This is a genomic window from Novosphingobium sp. NDB2Meth1, from assembly GCF_900117425.1.
In the GTDB taxonomy this organism is placed as follows: domain Bacteria; phylum Pseudomonadota; class Alphaproteobacteria; order Sphingomonadales; family Sphingomonadaceae; genus Novosphingobium.
The window spans coordinates 264,638-281,953 of sequence record NZ_FPEH01000032.1 but is presented as its reverse complement, the minus strand read 5'-3'; the positions used below and the strand labels follow the sequence as shown (position 1 = coordinate 281,953).

At 65.4% G+C, this 17,316-nt stretch carries 18 protein-coding genes and 1 tRNA gene; 9 read left to right on the top strand and 10 right to left on the bottom strand.

Annotated elements, in window-relative coordinates; translation table 11 throughout:
- Positions 1–4: 4 nt before the first annotated feature.
- The 3 genes from NDB2M1_RS19505 to ftsE are packed head-to-tail and all read right to left on the bottom strand — an operon-like array spanning position 5 to position 2,236.
- Complete coding sequence (locus tag NDB2M1_RS19505; RefSeq protein WP_072384436.1) at positions 5–562, bottom strand: YdcF family protein; 558 nt, start codon at positions 560–562, stop codon at positions 5–7.
- Position 563: 1 nt separating this feature from the next.
- Positions 564–1,490: a cell division protein FtsX gene (locus NDB2M1_RS19500; protein WP_072384435.1), complete on the bottom strand. Its 927-nt coding sequence runs from the start codon at positions 1,488–1,490 to the stop codon at positions 564–566.
- Positions 1,490–2,236, bottom strand: a complete 747-nt coding sequence (gene ftsE / locus NDB2M1_RS19495) for a cell division ATP-binding protein FtsE (protein WP_072384434.1) — start codon at positions 2,234–2,236, stop codon at positions 1,490–1,492. Before ftsE ends, NDB2M1_RS19500 begins: the two co-directional genes overlap by 1 nt.
- 160 nt (positions 2,237–2,396) lie before the next feature.
- On the opposite strand from ftsE, the gene NDB2M1_RS19490 reads away from it, so the two are divergent.
- Together NDB2M1_RS19490 and NDB2M1_RS19485 are read left to right on the top strand one after the other, a co-directional pair.
- Positions 2,397–3,152, top strand: a complete 756-nt coding sequence (locus NDB2M1_RS19490) for an MJ0042-type zinc finger domain-containing protein (protein ID WP_072384433.1) — start codon at positions 2,397–2,399, stop codon at positions 3,150–3,152.
- A 103-nt stretch (positions 3,153–3,255) separates the two neighbouring features.
- Positions 3,256–3,342: transfer RNA gene (locus tag NDB2M1_RS19485), tRNA-Leu, on the top strand.
- Between the two features lie 201 nt (positions 3,343–3,543).
- Here NDB2M1_RS19485 and NDB2M1_RS19480 read toward each other — a convergent pair.
- The 7 genes from NDB2M1_RS19480 to NDB2M1_RS19455 form a co-directional block, all read right to left on the bottom strand.
- Positions 3,544–5,172 carry a recombinase family protein gene (locus tag NDB2M1_RS19480; protein WP_072384432.1) on the bottom strand — a complete coding sequence of 543 codons (1,629 nt, stop codon included), beginning with the start codon at positions 5,170–5,172 and terminating at the stop codon, positions 3,544–3,546.
- A 2-nt stretch (positions 5,173–5,174) separates the two neighbouring features.
- Positions 5,175–5,612, bottom strand: a complete 438-nt coding sequence (locus NDB2M1_RS19475) for a DUF2924 domain-containing protein (protein WP_072384431.1) — start codon at positions 5,610–5,612, stop codon at positions 5,175–5,177.
- On the bottom strand, positions 5,612–5,950 hold the full coding sequence (locus tag NDB2M1_RS19470; protein WP_083554992.1) for a DUF3489 domain-containing protein: 339 nt from the start codon (positions 5,948–5,950) through the stop codon (positions 5,612–5,614). The genes NDB2M1_RS19475 and NDB2M1_RS19470 overlap by 1 nt, the downstream gene beginning before the upstream one ends.
- A gap of 62 nt (positions 5,951–6,012) precedes the next feature.
- A complete protein-coding gene (locus tag NDB2M1_RS22250) occupies positions 6,013–6,219 on the bottom strand; it encodes a hypothetical protein (protein WP_143146843.1) in 207 nt (68 codons plus the stop codon).
- Between the two features lie 46 nt (positions 6,220–6,265).
- A complete protein-coding gene (locus NDB2M1_RS19465; protein ID WP_072384430.1) occupies positions 6,266–7,627 on the bottom strand; it encodes an efflux transporter outer membrane subunit in 1,362 nt (453 codons plus the stop codon).
- Positions 7,624–10,713 carry an efflux RND transporter permease subunit gene (locus NDB2M1_RS19460; RefSeq protein WP_072384429.1) on the bottom strand — a complete coding sequence of 1,030 codons (3,090 nt, stop codon included), beginning with the start codon at positions 10,711–10,713 and terminating at the stop codon, positions 7,624–7,626. The genes NDB2M1_RS19465 and NDB2M1_RS19460 overlap by 4 nt, the downstream gene beginning before the upstream one ends.
- Positions 10,713–11,705, bottom strand: coding sequence for an efflux RND transporter periplasmic adaptor subunit (locus tag NDB2M1_RS19455; RefSeq protein ID WP_072384428.1), 993 nt, complete (start codon positions 11,703–11,705; stop codon positions 10,713–10,715). Before NDB2M1_RS19455 ends, NDB2M1_RS19460 begins: the two co-directional genes overlap by 1 nt.
- A 78-nt stretch (positions 11,706–11,783) precedes the next feature.
- Between NDB2M1_RS19455 and NDB2M1_RS19450 the strand changes: the two genes are divergently transcribed.
- The 7 genes from NDB2M1_RS19450 to NDB2M1_RS19420 all read left to right on the top strand — a co-directional run bounded on the left by NDB2M1_RS19450 (position 11,784) and on the right by NDB2M1_RS19420 (position 17,266).
- The gene (locus NDB2M1_RS19450; RefSeq protein ID WP_072384427.1) at positions 11,784–12,452 is read left to right on the top strand and encodes a response regulator; all 669 of its coding nucleotides are present in this window, start codon (positions 11,784–11,786) and stop codon (positions 12,450–12,452) included.
- Positions 12,452–13,462, top strand: coding sequence for a sensor histidine kinase (locus tag NDB2M1_RS19445; protein WP_072384426.1), 1,011 nt, complete (start codon positions 12,452–12,454; stop codon positions 13,460–13,462). Before NDB2M1_RS19450 ends, NDB2M1_RS19445 begins: the two co-directional genes overlap by 1 nt.
- A 711-nt stretch (positions 13,463–14,173) precedes the next feature.
- Positions 14,174–14,977: a DUF3034 family protein gene (locus tag NDB2M1_RS19440; RefSeq protein ID WP_253185960.1), complete on the top strand. Its 804-nt coding sequence runs from the start codon at positions 14,174–14,176 to the stop codon at positions 14,975–14,977.
- Positions 14,978–15,001: 24 nt separating this feature from the next.
- Positions 15,002–15,514 carry a group I truncated hemoglobin gene (locus NDB2M1_RS19435; protein WP_072384424.1) on the top strand — a complete coding sequence of 171 codons (513 nt, stop codon included), beginning with the start codon at positions 15,002–15,004 and terminating at the stop codon, positions 15,512–15,514.
- Positions 15,511–15,894 carry a c-type cytochrome gene (locus tag NDB2M1_RS19430; RefSeq protein ID WP_072384423.1) on the top strand — a complete coding sequence of 128 codons (384 nt, stop codon included), beginning with the start codon at positions 15,511–15,513 and terminating at the stop codon, positions 15,892–15,894. Before NDB2M1_RS19435 ends, NDB2M1_RS19430 begins: the two co-directional genes overlap by 4 nt.
- Before the next feature lie 122 nt (positions 15,895–16,016).
- Positions 16,017–16,577, top strand: coding sequence for a sigma-70 family RNA polymerase sigma factor (locus NDB2M1_RS19425; RefSeq protein ID WP_072384422.1), 561 nt, complete (start codon positions 16,017–16,019; stop codon positions 16,575–16,577).
- A complete protein-coding gene (locus NDB2M1_RS19420; protein WP_072384421.1) occupies positions 16,574–17,266 on the top strand; it encodes an anti-sigma factor in 693 nt (230 codons plus the stop codon). Before NDB2M1_RS19425 ends, NDB2M1_RS19420 begins: the two co-directional genes overlap by 4 nt.
- Positions 17,267–17,316: the final 50 nt, after the last annotated feature.

Sequence of the window (17,316 nt, the reverse complement as noted above, 5' to 3'; positions counted from 1 at the left end):
TGCCTTACCACCCCGCCAGCCAGGCGAGCACCCGCGCGATCAGCTTGTGGTACTCGATGAACAGCGTCTTCATGCTCGGCCGTGAGGGGACGGCATCGGGCAGGATCTCCACCCCGCGCGGGGCGGCCATGGCAAGATCGAACTGCGCGCGGCGCATGTGCCAATCGGTGGTGACGAGGCGCACCGAGGTGATGTGCTCCGCCGCGATCCAGCGCGCGGCTTCGAGCGCATTCGAGCGGGTATCGACCGATTCGAACCCGAGCGTGACGCAGCAGGACAGCAGTTCGGGCGAGACCTTGTATTCGGCGGCGAACTCGGCGGGCTTCACCTCGCTGGCGACGCCGGCGATCAGGACCTTGCGGGCCTGGCCTGCTCGCAGGACGTCGATGGCACGGGGGATGCGTCCACCCGCGCCGGTCAGCGCGATCACGCCGTCGGTTTTCTGCGCGCCCGCCGGACGGGGCAGGGCGAGCGCGAACCACAGGAAGCCGAGCACCCAGACGAGCATGACCGTAGCGCCGATGCGGCGGATGAGCCCCGGTGGTTTGCGCACGCGGGCCATGTCAGAGCATCCGCCGAAGCGCGGCGAGCACGGTCATGCGCGCGGTAAGCACGGCGAGCGCGACACCGGCGAGCGGAATGGCGGCGATCACGATCCAGTCCTGCCAATGGAGCACGGCGCCCGCGACCATGCCCGAGCCGAGCCTGGCGAACTGGCGCGAGAGCGCGACGATGGTGACGACGCCGGCGAGCAGGCCGACGAGGCCGCCCGCCGCCGCATCGAAAGCCATCGAGCGCTGGAACACGCGCGCGATCTGCCGGTCGGTGCCGCCGAGCATGTGGACGATCTCGATCGTCTCGCGGTGATTGCCCAGTGCATTGCGCGAGGCGAGCAGCACGGCGGCGATGGTCGCGAGCGCGAGCAGCGCGATGAGGCCGCCCGCCAGCCATTGCAGCGTGCCGATGGCGGCGAACACCGGGGCGAGCCAGCCCGCCTGCGCGTCGACGCGGGCGGAGGACGCGACCGGCACGGTCAGCGCGCGCAAATGCGCCAGGCGGTCGGGCGTCGCCGGGCCCCTGAGCCGCACGTCGATCAGCGCGGGGATCGGCAGCGCCTCGACATCGTCGCCGGGCCGCGTGCCGAGCCAGGGCTCGACCAGGGTGTTGAGTTCCTCCTGTGCCACCTGCCGAACGTCTGCCACTTCGGGCGCCTTGGCAAGCACGGCGGCGACGGCTGCCGCCTGCTTGAGGCGTTCGGACGGCGCGGCGGTGACGATCTGCACGGTGACGCCGCCTTCGAGATCGGCGCTCGCGGTCTGCGCGGCGTTGCGCAGGGCGAGCCCGCTGGCGGCGGCGACGACGGTCAGCGCGATCATGATGGCGATGACCCACGGCATCGGGCCGGACAGCTGCGCCTCGGGCAGCAGGCGCGGGTCCCCGGTGGCGGCCGTGCCGCGCCAACGCTGGAAGAGGGAGGAGAAGAGGGCCATCAGGTTGCCGGCGGCGCATCCGCACCCGACATCGTCGCCCGGCGCGGGGGATAGCGCAATGCGCCGGTCGGATCGCTCAGGCGGCCCTTGTCGAGGCGCATGATCAACGATTCCGGCACCTTGCGGATCAGGTGGACGTCGTGGGTGGCGACGACCACGGTCGTGCCCAGCCGGTTGAGGCTTTCGAACAGGCGCAGCAGCTTGAGCGCCATGTCGGGATCGACGTTGCCGGTCGGCTCGTCCGCCACCAGCATGTCGGGCCGGGCGATCACTGCGCGGGCGATGGCGACGCGCTGCTGCTCCCCGCCCGAAAGCGTGGCAGGGCGGGCATGCTGGCGGTCGCCGAGGCCGACCCAGTCGAGCATTTCGCCGACGGGGCGGGCGATGTCCTTCTCGCTCACCCCGGCGACGCGCAGCGGCAATGCCACGTTGTCGAAGGCGGAGAGGTGGGGGACGAGGCGGAAGTCCTGGAACACCACCCCGATGCGGCGGCGGAAGCCGGGGAGGCGTTCGCGCGGCAGGGTGATCGCATCCGTGCCGAACAGGCGGATCAGCCCGCGCGAGGGGCGCTGGGCGAGGTAGAGCAGCTTGAGCAGGCTGGTCTTGCCTGCGCCGCTCGCGCCGGTGAGGAAGTAGAAGCAGCCCGGGTAGAGCGTGAACGAGACATCGGCGAGGATTTCCTTGTCCGTTCCGTAGCGCAGCCCGACGTTGTCGAACTGGACGATTTCGGCATCAGGCTGGCTCATGTCAGGCGTTGCGATCCCGGTGGGTTGTGGCGCACGCGCAGGGCCCGCGCGCCGCTCGGGGCGGCTATAGGGCGCAATCGATGTGGAAAAAAGGGCGGGTGAGCACTTCTCCCCGTCCATACCTATTGTTTCTCCGCAAGTTCGCATGCTTAACCGCCGCATGATCATTGCGTGCCCCGCCTGTTCGACGCGCTACGTCGTCCCTGACAGTGCGATCGGTGTCGAGGGCCGCACCGTGCGCTGCGCGAAGTGCCGCCACAGCTGGTTCCAGGCCGGGCCGGAACTGCCGCCGCGCGAAGAGCCGGCGGCGGCACAAGCGCCGGTGACGACGGCTGTTACCGAACCCGAAGTGCCTGCCGCATCAGTGGAGCCGGTTCCCGAACCGCCTGTCGTGCCGCGCCCGGTGGTCCGGCCCGCCGCGCGCGTTGCAGACGAAACGTTTGATGAGGCGCCGTCCAGCTTCGATCACCAGCCGCCGTTCCGTCCCCGGCGCAATATGGCGAAGGTCTGGACCATCGCCGGTGTGGGCTTTGCAGTGCTGGTCGCGCTGCTGGTCGCCCTTGCGACATGGCTTGGCCTGCCCAGCTGGTTGCCGACCGCGCACGGCACGTTCGGCGCGGGCAATCCCGATCTCGTGCTGGCGTTCCCGTCCGAGCGGCAGGACCGGCGCACTTTGCCCAACGGCACCGAGTATTTCGGCGCGAGCGGCACGGTCACCAATGTCGGCAAGCAGCCGCAGGAAGTGCCGCCGATCTTGATCGTGCTGCGCGACGCCAAGGACAAGGTGGTCTACACCTGGAACGTCGCCCCGCCGCGCGAGCTGCTCAAGCCCGGCGAAAGCGTGACGATCAACGAGGCGGTCACCGACGTTCCCAAGAGCGCCAAGGTCGCCGAGATCGGCTGGAAGCCCGAATAAAAAAACCGCCGCTAGGTTGTTGCGCCGCGCGGGGGGCTTTGCTAGGGGCGCCGCTCTACCCCGGCGGGGCAGCCTTCTGGAAGGTAAACCCCGCATGCGATGTGCGGTCGTGGCGGAACTGGTAGACGCGCAACGTTGAGGTCGTTGTGGGCGAAAGCCCGTGGAAGTTCGAGTCTTCTCGACCGCACCAAACAGTCCGGCAATCGAACCAGATTTTGCCTGCGGGCACCCGCTTTGCCGAGCGTGGCGCAGTTCTGCGGTATTCTTGGGCTGTATCGCGGGTGCTTGAAGACGGAGAAGCGGTCCTGCCCTCCGTGATGCTGCCCGCAAAACGCCTGATTCTCCGTTTCCGGGAAGGTGTCTTCACTACGCTTGGATGGATATTTGGCGCTTAGGCCGGAATGCCGAGCAAGCGCTCCTGCTCGGCCCAGTCGGTTGGAAGAGGCGAGGCCATGAGAACCTTGCGCGTCAGTGAGCGCGGCTGGGTCCCGCCCGCGATTACTTCGACGATCCGAGGGCTCAGCCAAGATAGCCGGAGCAGACGCGTGAGCTGGGTCCGGCAGCGGCCGGCGCTCGCAGCGATCTGGTTCATGCTGAGGCCCGGCGAGGCCCGTACCAGTTGCTGGACTGCCTGCGCGTCTGCGAGGAGTTCGAGCATGCTCCGGTCGGGGGTAGTGCCGTCGCTATCAGCGTCCATACGAAGCTTCGCTTCCCGGAAGGGCTTGCGCTGAGGAAGCGGGATCGCCCAGATCCTGGTGCCGTCACTGCTATCCAGCGCCGCATGCTCAAGTGTAATCGCGAGATGATCCGCCTGGAATGCAACGCTTTGCACAAGTGATCGGAAGGCATCCTCTGCTTTGCCCGGTTCCTGCATTCGCTGAACAATTGTCTTTGCTGCGGTGAACATGCTCCGCAATTTACCGGCATCGGTGATGCCAAGCAGCCTGCGAAAGGCATGCTCGTCGGTCAGCATTGCGACTAGGTGTTGGATAAGGTGCTTCTCCAGGACCCCGCGCTGGACTCGGACAGGCGAGGGCGTGCCCGGCCGTGCAAGATCCTTGCGTGTCTCATAATAGGCATAACGCCGAGCCTGTTTTGACCCGTAGGTCGGCACCATCGGCCTGCCCTCGCGGTCGGTCAGCAGGCCCCGCAGCATGGCCTGCTGCGGCTGGTTTGTCGTCCAGCGCCGCGGCGGCGCTTTGGCTTTGAGCTGTGCTTGCACGGCGTCCCAGAGGTCTTCGGGGACGATGGCTTCATGCTGACCATCGTACTCCATCCCCTTGTGTACGATCCGGCCGCGATAGACCGGGTTCTTAAGCAAGTGGAACAGGCTGCCTCGTGCGAAGGGAATGCCACCCCGATGGGGCCCACTGGTGCGCTGCTGGATCTTTGTGACGATCCCCTCATCCCTGAGCCGCTCGGTCAATGCGGGAACCGACCTGATCTCGAGGTAGAGGCGCATGATCGTGCGCACGCGTTCGGCCTCCTCCGGAACTGGAATGAGCTTTCTCTCGATTACCTGGTAGCCGAGCGGTACTGGTCCACCCATCCACAGGCCCTTCTTCTTCGATGCAGCGATCTTGTCGCGGATCCGCTCGCCTGTGACCTCGCGCTCGAACTGCGCGAAGGAGAGTAGGACATTGAGCGTCAGCCGGCCCATGCTGGTGGTGGTGTTGAACGCTTGTGTCACCGAGACGAAGCTTGCGGACTTGGCGTCGAGCCGCTCCACGATCTTCGCAAAGTCCGCCAGAGACCGGGTCAAGCGATCGACCTTGTAGACGACGATCACATCCACCCGGCCCGCATCAATATCGGCGAGAAGGGCTTTGAGGCCGGGGCGGTCCATGTTGCCGCCTGAGAAACCGCCGTCATCGTAGTGCTGGGGGACGAGCGTCCAGCCCTCGTGGCGCTGGCTGAGGATATAGGCCTCGCAAGCCTCGCGCTGGGCATGCAGACTGTTGAACTCCTGCTCGAGACCATCTTCGTTGGACTTGCGCGTATAGACTGCGCAGCGCAGCATCTTCACGACTTACGCCCCGTCAGGCCGAAGAACAGCGGGCCGTTCCATTTTGTCCCGGTGATCGCCTTGGCGATCGCAGAGAGCGACTTCCAGCGCGCACCTTCATACTCGAAGCCATCGTCAAGAACGATGACGGTATGGCCCACGCCATGCCAGTCGCGGACGAGGCGCGTCCCGGGCGTTAGCTTGCGGGGTGAGGGGGTGGCCGCGTTGGTCTTGCCGATTGCGGCGTTTGCGCTGACTTGGCGAAGGAGGCTCCGCGTTCCACGCGAGAGCCCGCCATTGCGCTGCTCCTGCAGTTTGTAGCCCACGCCGATGCGGAGCAACTCCAACGACAGATCAGGAGCAGGCGTGCCATAGCGGCGCGCCCACTCCTCCTTAAGTTCCGCTGCCGTCATTTCTGATATCCGCGACAGCCGCAGATAGCTTCGCGAGGCCATCAGGTGGCCTTCGCATCCGAGACAGACCAGCGGGTCACACCGTCGTCACCCTTCGTCTTGTCGATAGCATGCCCCTTCTTCCTGAGGCCCGTCAGAAAGGCACGGCAGGTGTGAGGTTGCCACCCGGTCGCACTGCAAAGAGCATTCAGTGCGACACCGCCATCGCGACGAAGTAGCGCTTCGATGGCAGATGCCTTGGTCGTCCGAGGCTCGACCGGTGAACCGGTGTCCGGAATGTCAGAAGGCCGCGGCTGCGGTTCTCGCGCCATCCGCCGCATGCGCTTCGGTTGGGTTTGCGGAATGGTCGTCGGGACGAGATCGGCATCGTTTGTTTGCATCAGGTGTGGTGCTCCAGATGGAGCAGCAAAGGTGCTGCTCCCACCACCTGAAGCCCCGCCGGTCAACCGGTCAGGGCTGTGGTGACGCTCGGAGCCGCCAGCTTCGTGCGGACAACAATGCTTGACGGGCGTAAGAAGTCCAGTGGAATGACTGTTGTTGGGACAAAGCCGCCCTTCCGTACCGCCATTTCGAATGTCTGCATTTGCCAAAAGCCGACAGCCATCTTGCTTTCGACCGGCATGGATTCCCCGCAGCAGCCGGTTTTCACATGCCTTGTAGCTACTCCGCAGGCTCAAGTCTTCAAGGTCGCCCGCTCAACGAGAGGCTGCTGCGTCCTCCCAACCACCGCCGAGACTGCGAAACAGGAAGACTTGCCGTTGGGCAAGGCGGCGGCCCGCGAGTGTGCCGAGGAGTTCGGTCTCGTAAGCCGTGCGGCGGGCGTCAAGAGCAACAAGCGGATTTGCATCGCCGAGGCTGACGCGCGCTTCGGCTCGGCGCGCGGCGGTCTGTGCGTCCACCAAGGCGGCTGCAAACGACTGGTTGGCGCGACGTTCGGCATCCGCATCTGCCAGTGCCGTTTCCACTTCGCGCAAGGCCCTGAGCCATGCGGCGTCGTATTGGGCGAGCGCGCCTTCCTGATTGGCCTCGGCCAGTGCGATTCGGGCCTTGATGCGGGCAGGATTGATGAACGACCAGCTGATCAGCGGCGTGATGAAAGCATCCAGCGAGCCGCGGATGAGGCCGCCCGATGCGCCGAGCGTCACGCGGGGGTACATCTCGGCTTTCGCAACTTTCACCCGCGCGCCAGCGGCCGCGAGCCGTCGCTCTGCCTCGCGGATATCAGGGCGGCGGGCGAGCAGGCCTGCGCCATCGCCGACGGGCAAAACGGCCTCCAGTGAAGGGGGGTGCTCACACTGGAACTTTTCAGCTTCGGCAGGCGGCAGGCCCTCCAGATTGGCGAGGAGATAGCGGGCGCGCTGCGCGTCAGCCTCGAAGGTGGGCAGGCCAGCCTCCAGCCTGCCCAGCAATTGGCGGGCCTGTGCCAGTTCCAACGGGGACACCTCGCCGACCTTCATCTGGCGCGATACGGTATCCGCCAGCGCGCGCTGGGTCGCAATCTGGCGCGTCGCTACACGGGAAAGTTCCCCGGCCCAGCAAAGATCGAGCCATGCCCCGACCACATCGGCCGCTACCGCCAGACGCACGCCATCACGAGCTGCCGCTGCCGCCTCGGCATCGGCACTGGCGGCTGACGATTGATTGCGGAGGCGGCCGAAAAGATCGGCCTCCCAGACTGCTTCCGCGCCGAGTTCGTAGCTCGATTTGGGTACGCCGGTGGTGCTCGGCTGGTTGGCTCCGCGTGTCGTCGGGCTGGCTCCGCTTTCCAGCACCACGTCCGGCGTGCGGGCCGCGCCGGCCAGCCGGGAATTGGCGCGCGCTGCATCGAGGTTTGCAACCGCCAGGCGCACATCGGGGTTGGCGGCAAGGGCGCGGGCGACGTGCTCGTTCAGCGCCGCATCGCCGTAGAGCCGCCACCATTCGCCCGGCAGCGGTGCAGCGTTTGCCGCACCCACAAACGGCGCGGTTGCGGCAGGCGGCGGTGACGGGGCTGCGGGCGGCGGTGATTTCGCCATGCATCCTGCCAGGATCAGCGTCATGACCAGCGCGCGCTTCATGCCTGCTGCCCCTTGCCGAAGCGCAGATGCCCATTGCCGAAGCGCAGATAAAGTGCGGGCATCCAGATGAGGTTGAGCACGGTGGAGCTTACCAGCCCGCCCAGGATCACGAGCGCCATGGGGTATTCGATCTCGTGGCCGGGCACGTTGCCGCGCACCACCAGCGGGAGCAGCGCCAGCGCCGCCGTGCCTGCGGTCATCAGGATCGGCACCAGCCGTTCGGCGGCGCCCCGCTGCACCAGCGCAAGGCCGAAGGGCTGATCCTCCTCGCGCTCCAGATGGCGGAAATGGCTGAGCAGCATGATGCCGTTGCGTGCAGAGATACCCAGCACGGTAACGAACCCGACCAATGCGCCCATCGAGAGCACCCCGCCTCCCAGCGCCGCTGCCGCGACGCCGCCGACCAGCGCGAAGGGCAGGCTGAGCGCGACGAGCGCGACAATTCGCCCTGAACGGAACTCCAGCCAGACGAGGAACAGAATGCCGACGAGGCAAACAAGCGAGAGCCAGCCCAGCTGCGCCTTCGATTCCTGCAATGTCTTCCACTCGCCGAGAAACTGGGGATAGTATCCGGCGGGCATGGGCATGGCTCTCACCTTGCGCTCGACGGCCTGCGCTACGCTGGCGAGATCGGCTCCGTCCTTGATATTGAGGGTCACATCGATGCGCCGCGAACCTGCCTCGCGCTTGATTTCGCCCGCCGCTGGAGCCACGCCGACGCGCGCCAGATCGCCGAGACGAAGTGCCGATCCCGTCTGGCTGGGAACGATTAGCCGCCGGAGCGCGCCAAGATCGCTGCGGGCCTCCGGCACGGCCCAGACCGCGACATCGAAGCTCTTCTGGTCGCGGTAGATCTCGCCGACCCTCGTACCGCCGATCAGCGTGGCCGCCGTGCGGCGCACATCGCCTGCGGTCACACCGGCCAGCGCCAGAACATCCGGCCTCGGCGCAATCTGGATCTGCGGGATCAGGCTTTGCTGCTCCACTTTCAGGTCCTTGATGCCCTCGGTGCCATCGAGCGCGCCGCGCACCTTTTCGGCAAGGCTGCGCAGCTCGGCCAGATCGGGACCATAAAGCCGCACCACCACGGTCGCGCCCGCGCCAGTCAGCACTTCCTTGATGCGTTCGCGCAAGTACGTCAGCACATCGCGCTGCAGGCCGGGGTATCCGGCGATGGCGGTTTCGATGCGCTTTACCGCTGCATCGTGATCGGCGGTTTCATCGAGGCTGATCCACAGTTCGGTGAAGTTGGGGCCGTAGACTTCATCGCCCTGCTCGGCCCGGCCGATGTGCGAGCCGAAGTTGCGCACGCCGGGGATCGCGGTGAGTTCCTTCGACGCGCGGATGGTGATCCGGTCCATCGCTTCGATTGACGTGCCGGGCTTTTCGACGAAGTGCATCAGGAAATCGGTTTCGCGGAAATCGGGCAGAAACTGCTGGCGCAGCAGGCCCATTCCGGCGACCGACAGGAGAATACCACCCGCGACAACGGCGACTGCGATGCCGCTCCGAGGGGCCAACCGTTCGAGCACGCGGGCATAGCGCGCGCGCAGGCCGATGACCCAGCGCGGTTCGGCCCGCTCCGCCGCGCCCGGCAGCAGCATGAGGCACATCGCCGGGGTGACCGTCAAAGCCACCAGAAGCGAGGCTGCGATAGCTGCGATATAGGCCAATGCGAGCGGGCGGAAGAAGCTGCCCGAGACTCCGCCAAGGAAGAACACCGGCAGGAACACCAGCATGACAATGGCGCTGGCAAACACCACCGCGCTGCGCACTTCCAGGCTGGCCGCCAGCACCACGGCGAACGGCAAGCGCGGCTGTTCTCGCGCTGCTTCGAGCCGGAGCCGCCGCCCGATGTTCTCGACATCGATAATCGCATCGTCGACGATTTCGCCCAGCGCGATCACCAGCCCGGCGATCACCATGGTGTTCATGCCGACACCGAAGGCAGTGAGCGCCAGCACGGCCCCCACCAGCGATAGGGGGATCGCGGTCATGCTGATCAGCGCAGTGCGCCAATTGCGGGTGAACAGGATCAGCACCGCCGCCACAAGTACGATGCCGATGCCCATCGCCTCACCCAGATTGGCCAGCGCGCGTTCGATGAAGGTCGCAGGGCGGAAAATGGTGCCGTCTACGTTCATGCCCTTGAGGCCGGGCCGCAGTTCGGCCAATGCCTTGTCGATGCCGCGCGTCACTTCCAGCGTGTTGGCACCGAGCTGCTTCTCCACGATCAGCAGCAGACCGGGGCGGCCATTGATGATCGCATCGCCGATGGGCTGGGCAAAGCCTTCGGTGACCTTGGCGACATCCCCGATGCGTACCGGCGTGCCGCCAACCGTGCGGATGACGGCGCTCGCCAAATCGCTACCGGTCTTGACGCCGACCACCTGCCGCACAGCCAGCCGCTGGTTGGGGCTGTCGACAAAACCGCCGCCTGCAATCACCACGGCATCGCCCGCTGCGCGCTGCACATCGGCCACCGTCACCCCGGCAGCCGCAAGCCGCACAGGATCGACCAGAACCTGCAACTGCCGGTCGCGCGCGCCCCACATCGCGACATTGGCGACGCCGGGAACGGCCATGAGGCGCGGGCGGATCGTCCAGCGCGCCATTTCGGTCATCGTCATCTGATCGAGTTTGTCGGACCACAGGCCGATCTTCATCGCGCGGCTGGTGGCGGATAGCGGCGCGAGCATGACCGGCGGGCGCACCGCTGCGGGCAGGCGCGGGATAACCGTTGCTAGCCGCTCCTGCACCATCTGGCGTGTGCGGACCGGATCGGCGGCGCGGTCCATCACCAGCACCACCGACGAGAGGCCCAGCACCGACTTGGAGCGCAGCGTGGCCAGGCCCGGCACCCCGTTTACCGCCGTTTCGATGGGCACGGTGACCAGCGCCTCCACGTCCTCGGTCGCCAGCCCCGGTGCCTCGGTCTGCACCTCGACGATGGGCGGCGCGAACTCCGGAAAGACATCGAACTTGGCGCTCATGGCGGAGCGCACGCCCAGCACCGTTAGCACTGCCGCCAGTGCCAGCACCAGCGCTCGCTGGCGCAGCGACGATCCGATCAGCGCCGCCAGCATCACTTGGTGCCGAACTCGGTGCCGAACAGTTCCGCAGCCCCGGCCGTTACGACCCGAACGCCAGAAGCAAGGCCCCGCGCCAGCGTGGCCCGCCCGCCTATGATGCGGGCAACTTCCACCCGCCGTCGTTCATACTGGCGCGGCGCAGTCTCGACATAGACCCATTCGCCGCCGTTGATGTCGGTAAGAATCGCAGAGGCGGGCACATCCAGCGCAGCCGCTCCGGAACCAGTCTGCTCAGGCAGATCGACGAGCACCCGTTCGCCCACCCTGAGGTCGGCCCGCATTGCCGGAGCATAGTAGAGATCAACGGTGGCCGCGCCGGGCGTGGCCGTGGCTGGCCCACGCACGGGCCTTGCCATGATGCCGCCAGTGCCGCCCACCGGCCTGACGGAAACGGGGGCCCCGCGATCAAGCCGCGCCAGATCTGCAGCTGGCACCTGTGCGCGCACCCATAGTGCCCCGCCATCGGCCAAGCCCGCTACGGCTGGCCCCAGCGCCCGCCTCTGCCCGGTCGCGCCAGCCAGCGCAGCCTTGGCGGCAGAGACCTGCTGCGTCGCCTCATCGCGTGCGCGGATGCTGCCCGCTTCTGCGTCCACAAGGCCGCTGGCGCGCCGCAGATTGGCCTCGGCCAGCTTCAGATCGGCCATCGCGCGCTGCGCATCAGCATCAGCGCGCGCCTGCAATCCTGCCAGCGCCGTCAGATCGGGTCCGGCTGCCACAGGCAGACCGCCGCCACGCGGCGCGGCAACGATCTCGCCGGGCACGGTGCGCGAGAGAGTGGCCTGCTGGCCGGTGCCAATGGCTTCGGTTGCCAAACCAAGCCGCTGCACAGCCTCTGCCGTCAGTGTCACGCGCACGAGTTCGGTTTCGTGGCCAATAGCTTCCACTGTGGCGGGTGGTTTCGGTTTGTCCGCAGGCGCGGCCCCGCACGCCGATAAGCCGCAGGCAAGGATGAACGCAAACAGCGAAGCGTGTGAACGAAGGGGCATTTGCACCGCCTAGCAAACAAGACTGACATGACACTGACGTGCTGGGCGCAGTGCCCATCAACTGGTATCGCTGCATCCATGCATATCCTGCTGATCGAAGATGAAACGGATTTGCGCGTGATGGCCGCAGAGGGCTTGCGGCGACGCGGTTTCGTCGTCGATTCGGCTGGCTCGCTGGCTACTGCGCGCGATTGTCTGGGCGTCGTGCGCCTCGATGCAGCCATCGTTGATCGCCGCCTGCCAGATGGCGAGGGTCTTTCTTTGCTCCCGGAGCTGGCACGGCACGGTGTGCCATCCTTGGTCGCCACGGCCTATGGCGATGTCGAGGACCGCATTGCCGGCCTTGATGCCGGCGCTGATGACTACATCGTGAAACCCTATGATCTCGATGAATTGGCCGCGCGGCTGCGCGCACTGCTGCGCCGCCCCGGTCAGCGCGTGCCCCCGGTTCTGGTGCACGGCCTGTTGCGGCTGGACCCAGCAAGCAGGCAGGCCTGGCTCGGCGATGCACCACTCGATCTTGGACGACGCGAGTTCGCCCTCCTTCAGCTTCTTATGGAATCCGCGCCCAATGTCGTCGTGCGCGATATGGTGCAGGACCGGCTCTACACGCTTGATGAAGCTGTGAGCCCAAATGCGCTGGAGGCTATCGTCTCACGGCTGCGTCGGCGGCTTGCGGCTGGTGGCTGTGGGATCGAAAGCCGGCGCGGCATCGGTTGGCGTCTGGTGCTGGGTAAGGGGGCGTGATGGCCTCGCTCAGGAGCCGCATCGGTTTCTCTATCGCGGCCATTATCGTCGTGGCGGCCGTGACTACACTCGGTTTCGTTGCCCTTGAATTGAATGAACTTGAACAGGGCGGAAACGTCGATCCAGCCCATATTGAGTATGCCGAACTGCTGCTCGTTCTCCTGCCGTTCGCCGTGATTGCTCCGCTGGTGGGCGTGCTGGTGGCCGGCTGGAGCCTCAAGCCGCTCTCCACTGCCGTTTCCGCATTGCAAGAGATCGGGCCTGACCAACCGGACAGGAGACTTTGCGAGGAAGGACTGCCGAAGGAAATCCAGCCCTTCGTAGCCGCCACAAACCAGGCGCTTGATCGCCTCGCCGGTGCCTATCTGAACGAGCGGCGGTTGGCGGCCGACGCAGCCCATGCGCTTCGCACCCCACTGGCGCTTGCGAATCTGCGGATAGACCAGTGGCAAGACGGTGCCAGCATCGATGTGGCGGGTCTGGCTGGCGATCTGGACCGCATGCAACGGTCCATCGCCCAGGTGCTCGCCATGGCCCGGCTGGATACACCCGGCCAGCCTGATGATTGCAGGCCGCTTGTCGATGCGTCCCGTCTGGCCCGGCAGATTGCCGCCGAGTTTCTGCCGCTGGCTGACAAGATGGGGCGCACAGTCACCGTTGATGCCGAGTTCGCGGCTCCGGTGAATGTGCCGGACCTCGATGAAGCTTTGCGCAATCTCGTCAGTAACGCGTTGCACCATGGGCAGGGAACCGTTTCCCTGTCGGTATTCGCGGACGGTAAGGAGCTTGTCATCACCGTGCATGATGAAGGGGCCGGTGTCACAGAAGCCGAGCGGAACCGGATGCGCAGTCGCTTCGCCAAAGGGGAGCACTCGCCCGGCTCAGGCCTTGGGCTTGCCATTGCTTCAGCAGTGATGGAACGGGCTGGCGGGCGGCTCACTTGGCCGATGCCTTCAACATTGCAGTTGCATATGGCAGGATGCTCGCTCGCCGCTAACGGCGATGGTTAGCGTGAGCGCTGATCGCATGGGACGCTTTGCTATCGGACCGCTGCAGCGCGCGCGATAGTCGGCTTCGGTCAGAAGCAGACGTCTAAGCTGGCTCACCTGAACGACCTACTCTGGTCGGCTGCTGCAGGATACTCCAAGAACTTTGCGGTCATGACCATTCACTGTTTTGAACAGCAGGTTTTCATCGATCAGCGGAATCTCAAGTTTAGTCTTGTCAGTCACCAACCCTATGGCAACGCCTGAATGTCCGTGGATTGTGTCCGGGATACGCGTTCATGGCTAGAGCTGCCTGATCGTTTTGGCCCGAGGCCGATTACCCCGCAGTGACCAAATCAGATGGAAAGGGGGGTGGGCGCATATGTCAGACCTCTGAGAAGAATTTTCTTTCCGCTCCAATGCATCCGCAGAGAGGCCCTCTTCGTATGCACAGGGAAGAGCCGGCAACTGTCGAGCCGGCAGGGCAAGGGAGCATAACTCATCATGTTGATTGTTCAGACGAAGATCGCTCGAGCGATCTCCGCCGGTATTGTGCTTTGCACTATCCCGTTATCCACTGCGCAAGCTGCAGCGGTATCCGCGGCTGAAGCAGAACCTTTAGACATGCCCGCCGCAGATCCCGCTGCATCCGAAGCCCCGCAGGCTAGATCAGAAGCGATACAAAGCCCCTCATCAGAACGACGCGGATCGTTTCTGCCAAATGGCGGACGTTTGTTGCTGACGGGCGGTGTATCTACAATTGAGGGCGCAGGCGGCGGCGGGATTGTCCCCTGGGCGCTGATCGGCAGCTACGCCACGCGCAACCAAATCGGCGCGAGCGCTTTTGTTACAGGCGTCGATACGCAGGATTTCACCCTTGCCTCCTATGGCGGTGCGGTGAGCTTTTACAACCGGCTCGAGCTTTCGGTCGCGCGGCAGAACTTCAATCTGCGCGATGTCGGGGCCGCGATCGGGCTCGGCAATCGCTATACCATCAGCCAGACTGTCATTGGTGCCAAGCTGCGGTTGTTTGGTGATGCCGTACTCGATCAGGACACGATCCTGCCGCAGTTCGCGGTTGGTGTTCAGTACAAGATCAACGACGACAAGACCGTGGTCGGCGGCGCGCTCGGGCTGAAGCGCAAAGGTGTGGACATCTACGCCTCGGCGACCAAGATCGTCCTCTCGCAGAGCCTTCTGCTCAACGCCACGGTGCGCCTTACCAAGGCCAACCAGTACGGCATTCTCGGTTTCGGCGGGCTCGGCGGCAAGGACCAGGCCTACAAGGCCCAGTTCGAGGGTTCGGCCGCTGTGCTGCTGACCCGCAAGCTGGCGATTGGCGGAGAGTTCCGCACCAAGTCCAACCGGCTCGAAGGCGCGCTCGGCGGCACCTCGTTCCGCGAGGAGAACGCATACGACTTCTTCGTGGCCTACGCGCCCACCCGCAACATCTCGATCACCGCGGCCTATGCGCGGCTCGGGCAGATCGCGTTAGCTCGCCAGAACGGCGCCTATGTCTCGCTTCAGCTCGGCTTCTGATCCGCTTTCATCAAGGACACTGACATGTTGAAGACCACTCTTTCGCTGGCGCTGCTCCTCGGCGCTTCGACCGCCGCTTATGCGCAGGAGAACCTAGCTCCGAATTACAACGTTGCCGAACCGGCCGTGAGCGATCCCTCGATCAAGCCGACCGCGCCCACCGTGCCCGTGATCACCGACGACGAACATCTCTACGAGACCTTCGGCGGGCGGGAAGGACTCACCGCGCTGATGGACGATGCCATGGCGCGCTGGCTGCAGAACCCCAAGACGCGGCCCTTCTTCGAGGCCGCGGATCAGACGAAGATCAAGGCGCTGCTGGTCGAGCAGTTCTGCGTGATCATGCATGGCCCCTGCACCTATTCGGGCCGCACTATGGCCGAGGCGCATCGCGGCATGAACGTGAAGGAGGGCAACTTCTACGGACTCGTCGAGGAACTGCAGGTCGCGATGAACAAGCGCCACATCCCCTTCCGCGCGCAGAACCGGCTGATAGCCGCACTCGCGCCGATGCACCGCGATATCATCGACAAATGATCGCCAAGCGCGCTCTGACCCTCGCGCTGGCGACTGTCGGCGGTCTTGTACTTGCGCCCCCCGCGCTTGCCGAGGCCGCCGACAGCCTGCCCGGGGCGAAGCTCTATCAAGCGAGGTGTGCCACTTGCCACAGCCTCGATGCGAACCGGATCGGCCCGGCGCATCGCGGGGTATTAGGCAGAGCGGCAGGCAGCGCCCCCGGCTACAGCTACTCGCCAGCACTCAAGGCATCGGGCATTATCTGGAACGCGGCGAACCTCGACCAGTGGCTGCAGGGCCCGCAAAAGCTGGTCAAAGGCTCGAAGATGTACCTCGTGGTCCCCGGCGCAAGTGATCGGGAGGCGATCATCACCTACCTTCGCGCCGCCTCAGGCAAATGACCCCGCTTCACGGCGGTGCGAGCTTCTGCGGCTGATCGGCAAAGTGCAGGAATGAGCGAATTCCGAAAGATCCGGGCGTAGCCGAGTTGTATCAAAGGGATAGCAATGCTAGTTGTCGTTCGATGACTGCCTTGTCTGCAGACCCTGAGCAGTCCTTCCTGATTGCTGCGCTCCAGCGCGTTGCCGGCGGTGACAAGCTCGCTTTCCGCGAGCTCTATCGCAGAACTTGCGCGCGGCTTCTCGGCGTCTGCTTGCGGGTTACTGCGGACCGCCAGGAAGCAGAGGACGTGCTGCAGGAGGTCTATGTCACCGTCTGGCAAAAGGCAGCGATGTTCGATCCGGCGCGCGCCAGCCCGATCACATGGCTGGCGGCTCTGGCCCGCAATCGTGCAATCGATCGCCTGCGCGCAAACGGGCGGCGGATTACCACTCCCATCGAAGGCATTTCCGAACCCGCCGACGAGAGCGCGGGCGCTCTTGAGCAGTTGCTCGAAGCCGAAAGCGACCATGACATCACGGCTTGCATCGAGGAACTGGTGAAAACCGATGCTGTGCTGGTGCGCACAGCGTTCTTCCAGCAGGCAACCTATGCCGAACTTGCGACGCGCTCCGGAATGCCACTTGGCACAGTCAAGAGCCGGATCAGACGCGCGCTGATCAAGTTGAAGGCATGCCTGTCATGAGCGATGAAGACGATCTGCTGGCCGGTGAGATCGCGCTGGGGCTTCTGGACGAACCGGAACGCGAGGCGGCGGCCCGCCGGCTTGGCATCGACTCCGCGCTTGCGGAGCGGGTCGACTGGTGGCGCGAGCGCCTCGAGCCGCTGTCGGCAGGTGACAGCGTGGAGCCGAGTGAGGACCTGTGGGAACGTATCGAGGCGATGTTGCCGGGTAACGACAATGCCGCCATCATCGAAGCGCGGCGCTGGCGCGCGGCGGCGCTGGCGGCAACCGTTGTCGCAGGGCTGCTTGGCACAACTCTGCTGCTGCGCCCCGTGCCCGTGCCACAAGGGGCTCCGCCGACCGCCGGTCTGGCCCCGGCACCAGTCCTCCGAGCCAGCATTGCCGGCGATAGCGGCGTCGTGGCGACGATTGCCTACAACCAGACGGCCGGCGATCTCACGATTGCCCCCGGCAAGCTCGATGTCGGCAAGCACGCCGCAGAACTGTGGATCATCCCCGCCGATGGCACGCCGCGCTCGCTCGGAACGATCGATCCGGCACAGCCCGCAACGAGACCGGCGCGCGCCAGCGTCCGCCGCCTGATCGCACGGGGATCCACCTTCGCGATCTCGCTCGAGCCTCGCGGCGGCTCGCCCACGGGCCTGCCCACCGGCCCGATCCTCGGGACCGGAAAAATCAGCGGGAGCTGAAGCAAAAAACGCATCCGCGCGCCTTCGCACAACGTACGTCCTGAGCCACT

What these genes read in the sequence shown, in the direction of transcription:
- NDB2M1_RS19505 (WP_072384436.1), bottom strand. Translation starts at nt 562, where the DNA reads ATGGCCCGCGTGCGCAAACCACCGGGGCTCATCCGCCGCATCGGCGCT.
- NDB2M1_RS19470 (WP_083554992.1), bottom strand. Translation starts at nt 5,950, where the DNA reads ATGCAAACAAACGATGCCGATCTCGTCCCGACGACCATTCCGCAAACC.
- NDB2M1_RS19500 (WP_072384435.1), bottom strand. Translation starts at nt 1,490, where the DNA reads ATGGCCCTCTTCTCCTCCCTCTTCCAGCGTTGGCGCGGCACGGCCGCC.
- NDB2M1_RS19465 (WP_072384430.1), bottom strand. Translation starts at nt 7,627, where the DNA reads ATGAAGCGCGCGCTGGTCATGACGCTGATCCTGGCAGGATGCATGGCG.
- NDB2M1_RS19475 (WP_072384431.1), bottom strand. Translation starts at nt 5,612, where the DNA reads ATGGCCTCGCGAAGCTATCTGCGGCTGTCGCGGATATCAGAAATGACG.
- NDB2M1_RS19490 (WP_072384433.1), top strand. Translation starts at nt 2,397, where the DNA reads ATGATCATTGCGTGCCCCGCCTGTTCGACGCGCTACGTCGTCCCTGAC.
- NDB2M1_RS19420 (WP_072384421.1), top strand. Translation starts at nt 16,574, where the DNA reads ATGAGCGATGAAGACGATCTGCTGGCCGGTGAGATCGCGCTGGGGCTT.
- NDB2M1_RS19450 (WP_072384427.1), top strand. Translation starts at nt 11,784, where the DNA reads ATGCATATCCTGCTGATCGAAGATGAAACGGATTTGCGCGTGATGGCC.
- NDB2M1_RS19430 (WP_072384423.1), top strand. Translation starts at nt 15,511, where the DNA reads ATGATCGCCAAGCGCGCTCTGACCCTCGCGCTGGCGACTGTCGGCGGT.
- NDB2M1_RS19425 (WP_072384422.1), top strand. Translation starts at nt 16,017, where the DNA reads ATGACTGCCTTGTCTGCAGACCCTGAGCAGTCCTTCCTGATTGCTGCG.
- NDB2M1_RS19460 (WP_072384429.1), bottom strand. Translation starts at nt 10,713, where the DNA reads ATGCTGGCGGCGCTGATCGGATCGTCGCTGCGCCAGCGAGCGCTGGTG.
- ftsE (WP_072384434.1), bottom strand. Translation starts at nt 2,236, where the DNA reads ATGAGCCAGCCTGATGCCGAAATCGTCCAGTTCGACAACGTCGGGCTG.
- NDB2M1_RS19445 (WP_072384426.1), top strand. Translation starts at nt 12,452, where the DNA reads ATGGCCTCGCTCAGGAGCCGCATCGGTTTCTCTATCGCGGCCATTATC.
- NDB2M1_RS19455 (WP_072384428.1), bottom strand. Translation starts at nt 11,705, where the DNA reads ATGCCCCTTCGTTCACACGCTTCGCTGTTTGCGTTCATCCTTGCCTGC.
- NDB2M1_RS19435 (WP_072384424.1), top strand. Translation starts at nt 15,002, where the DNA reads ATGTTGAAGACCACTCTTTCGCTGGCGCTGCTCCTCGGCGCTTCGACC.
- NDB2M1_RS19480 (WP_072384432.1), bottom strand. Translation starts at nt 5,172, where the DNA reads ATGCTGCGCTGCGCAGTCTATACGCGCAAGTCCAACGAAGATGGTCTC.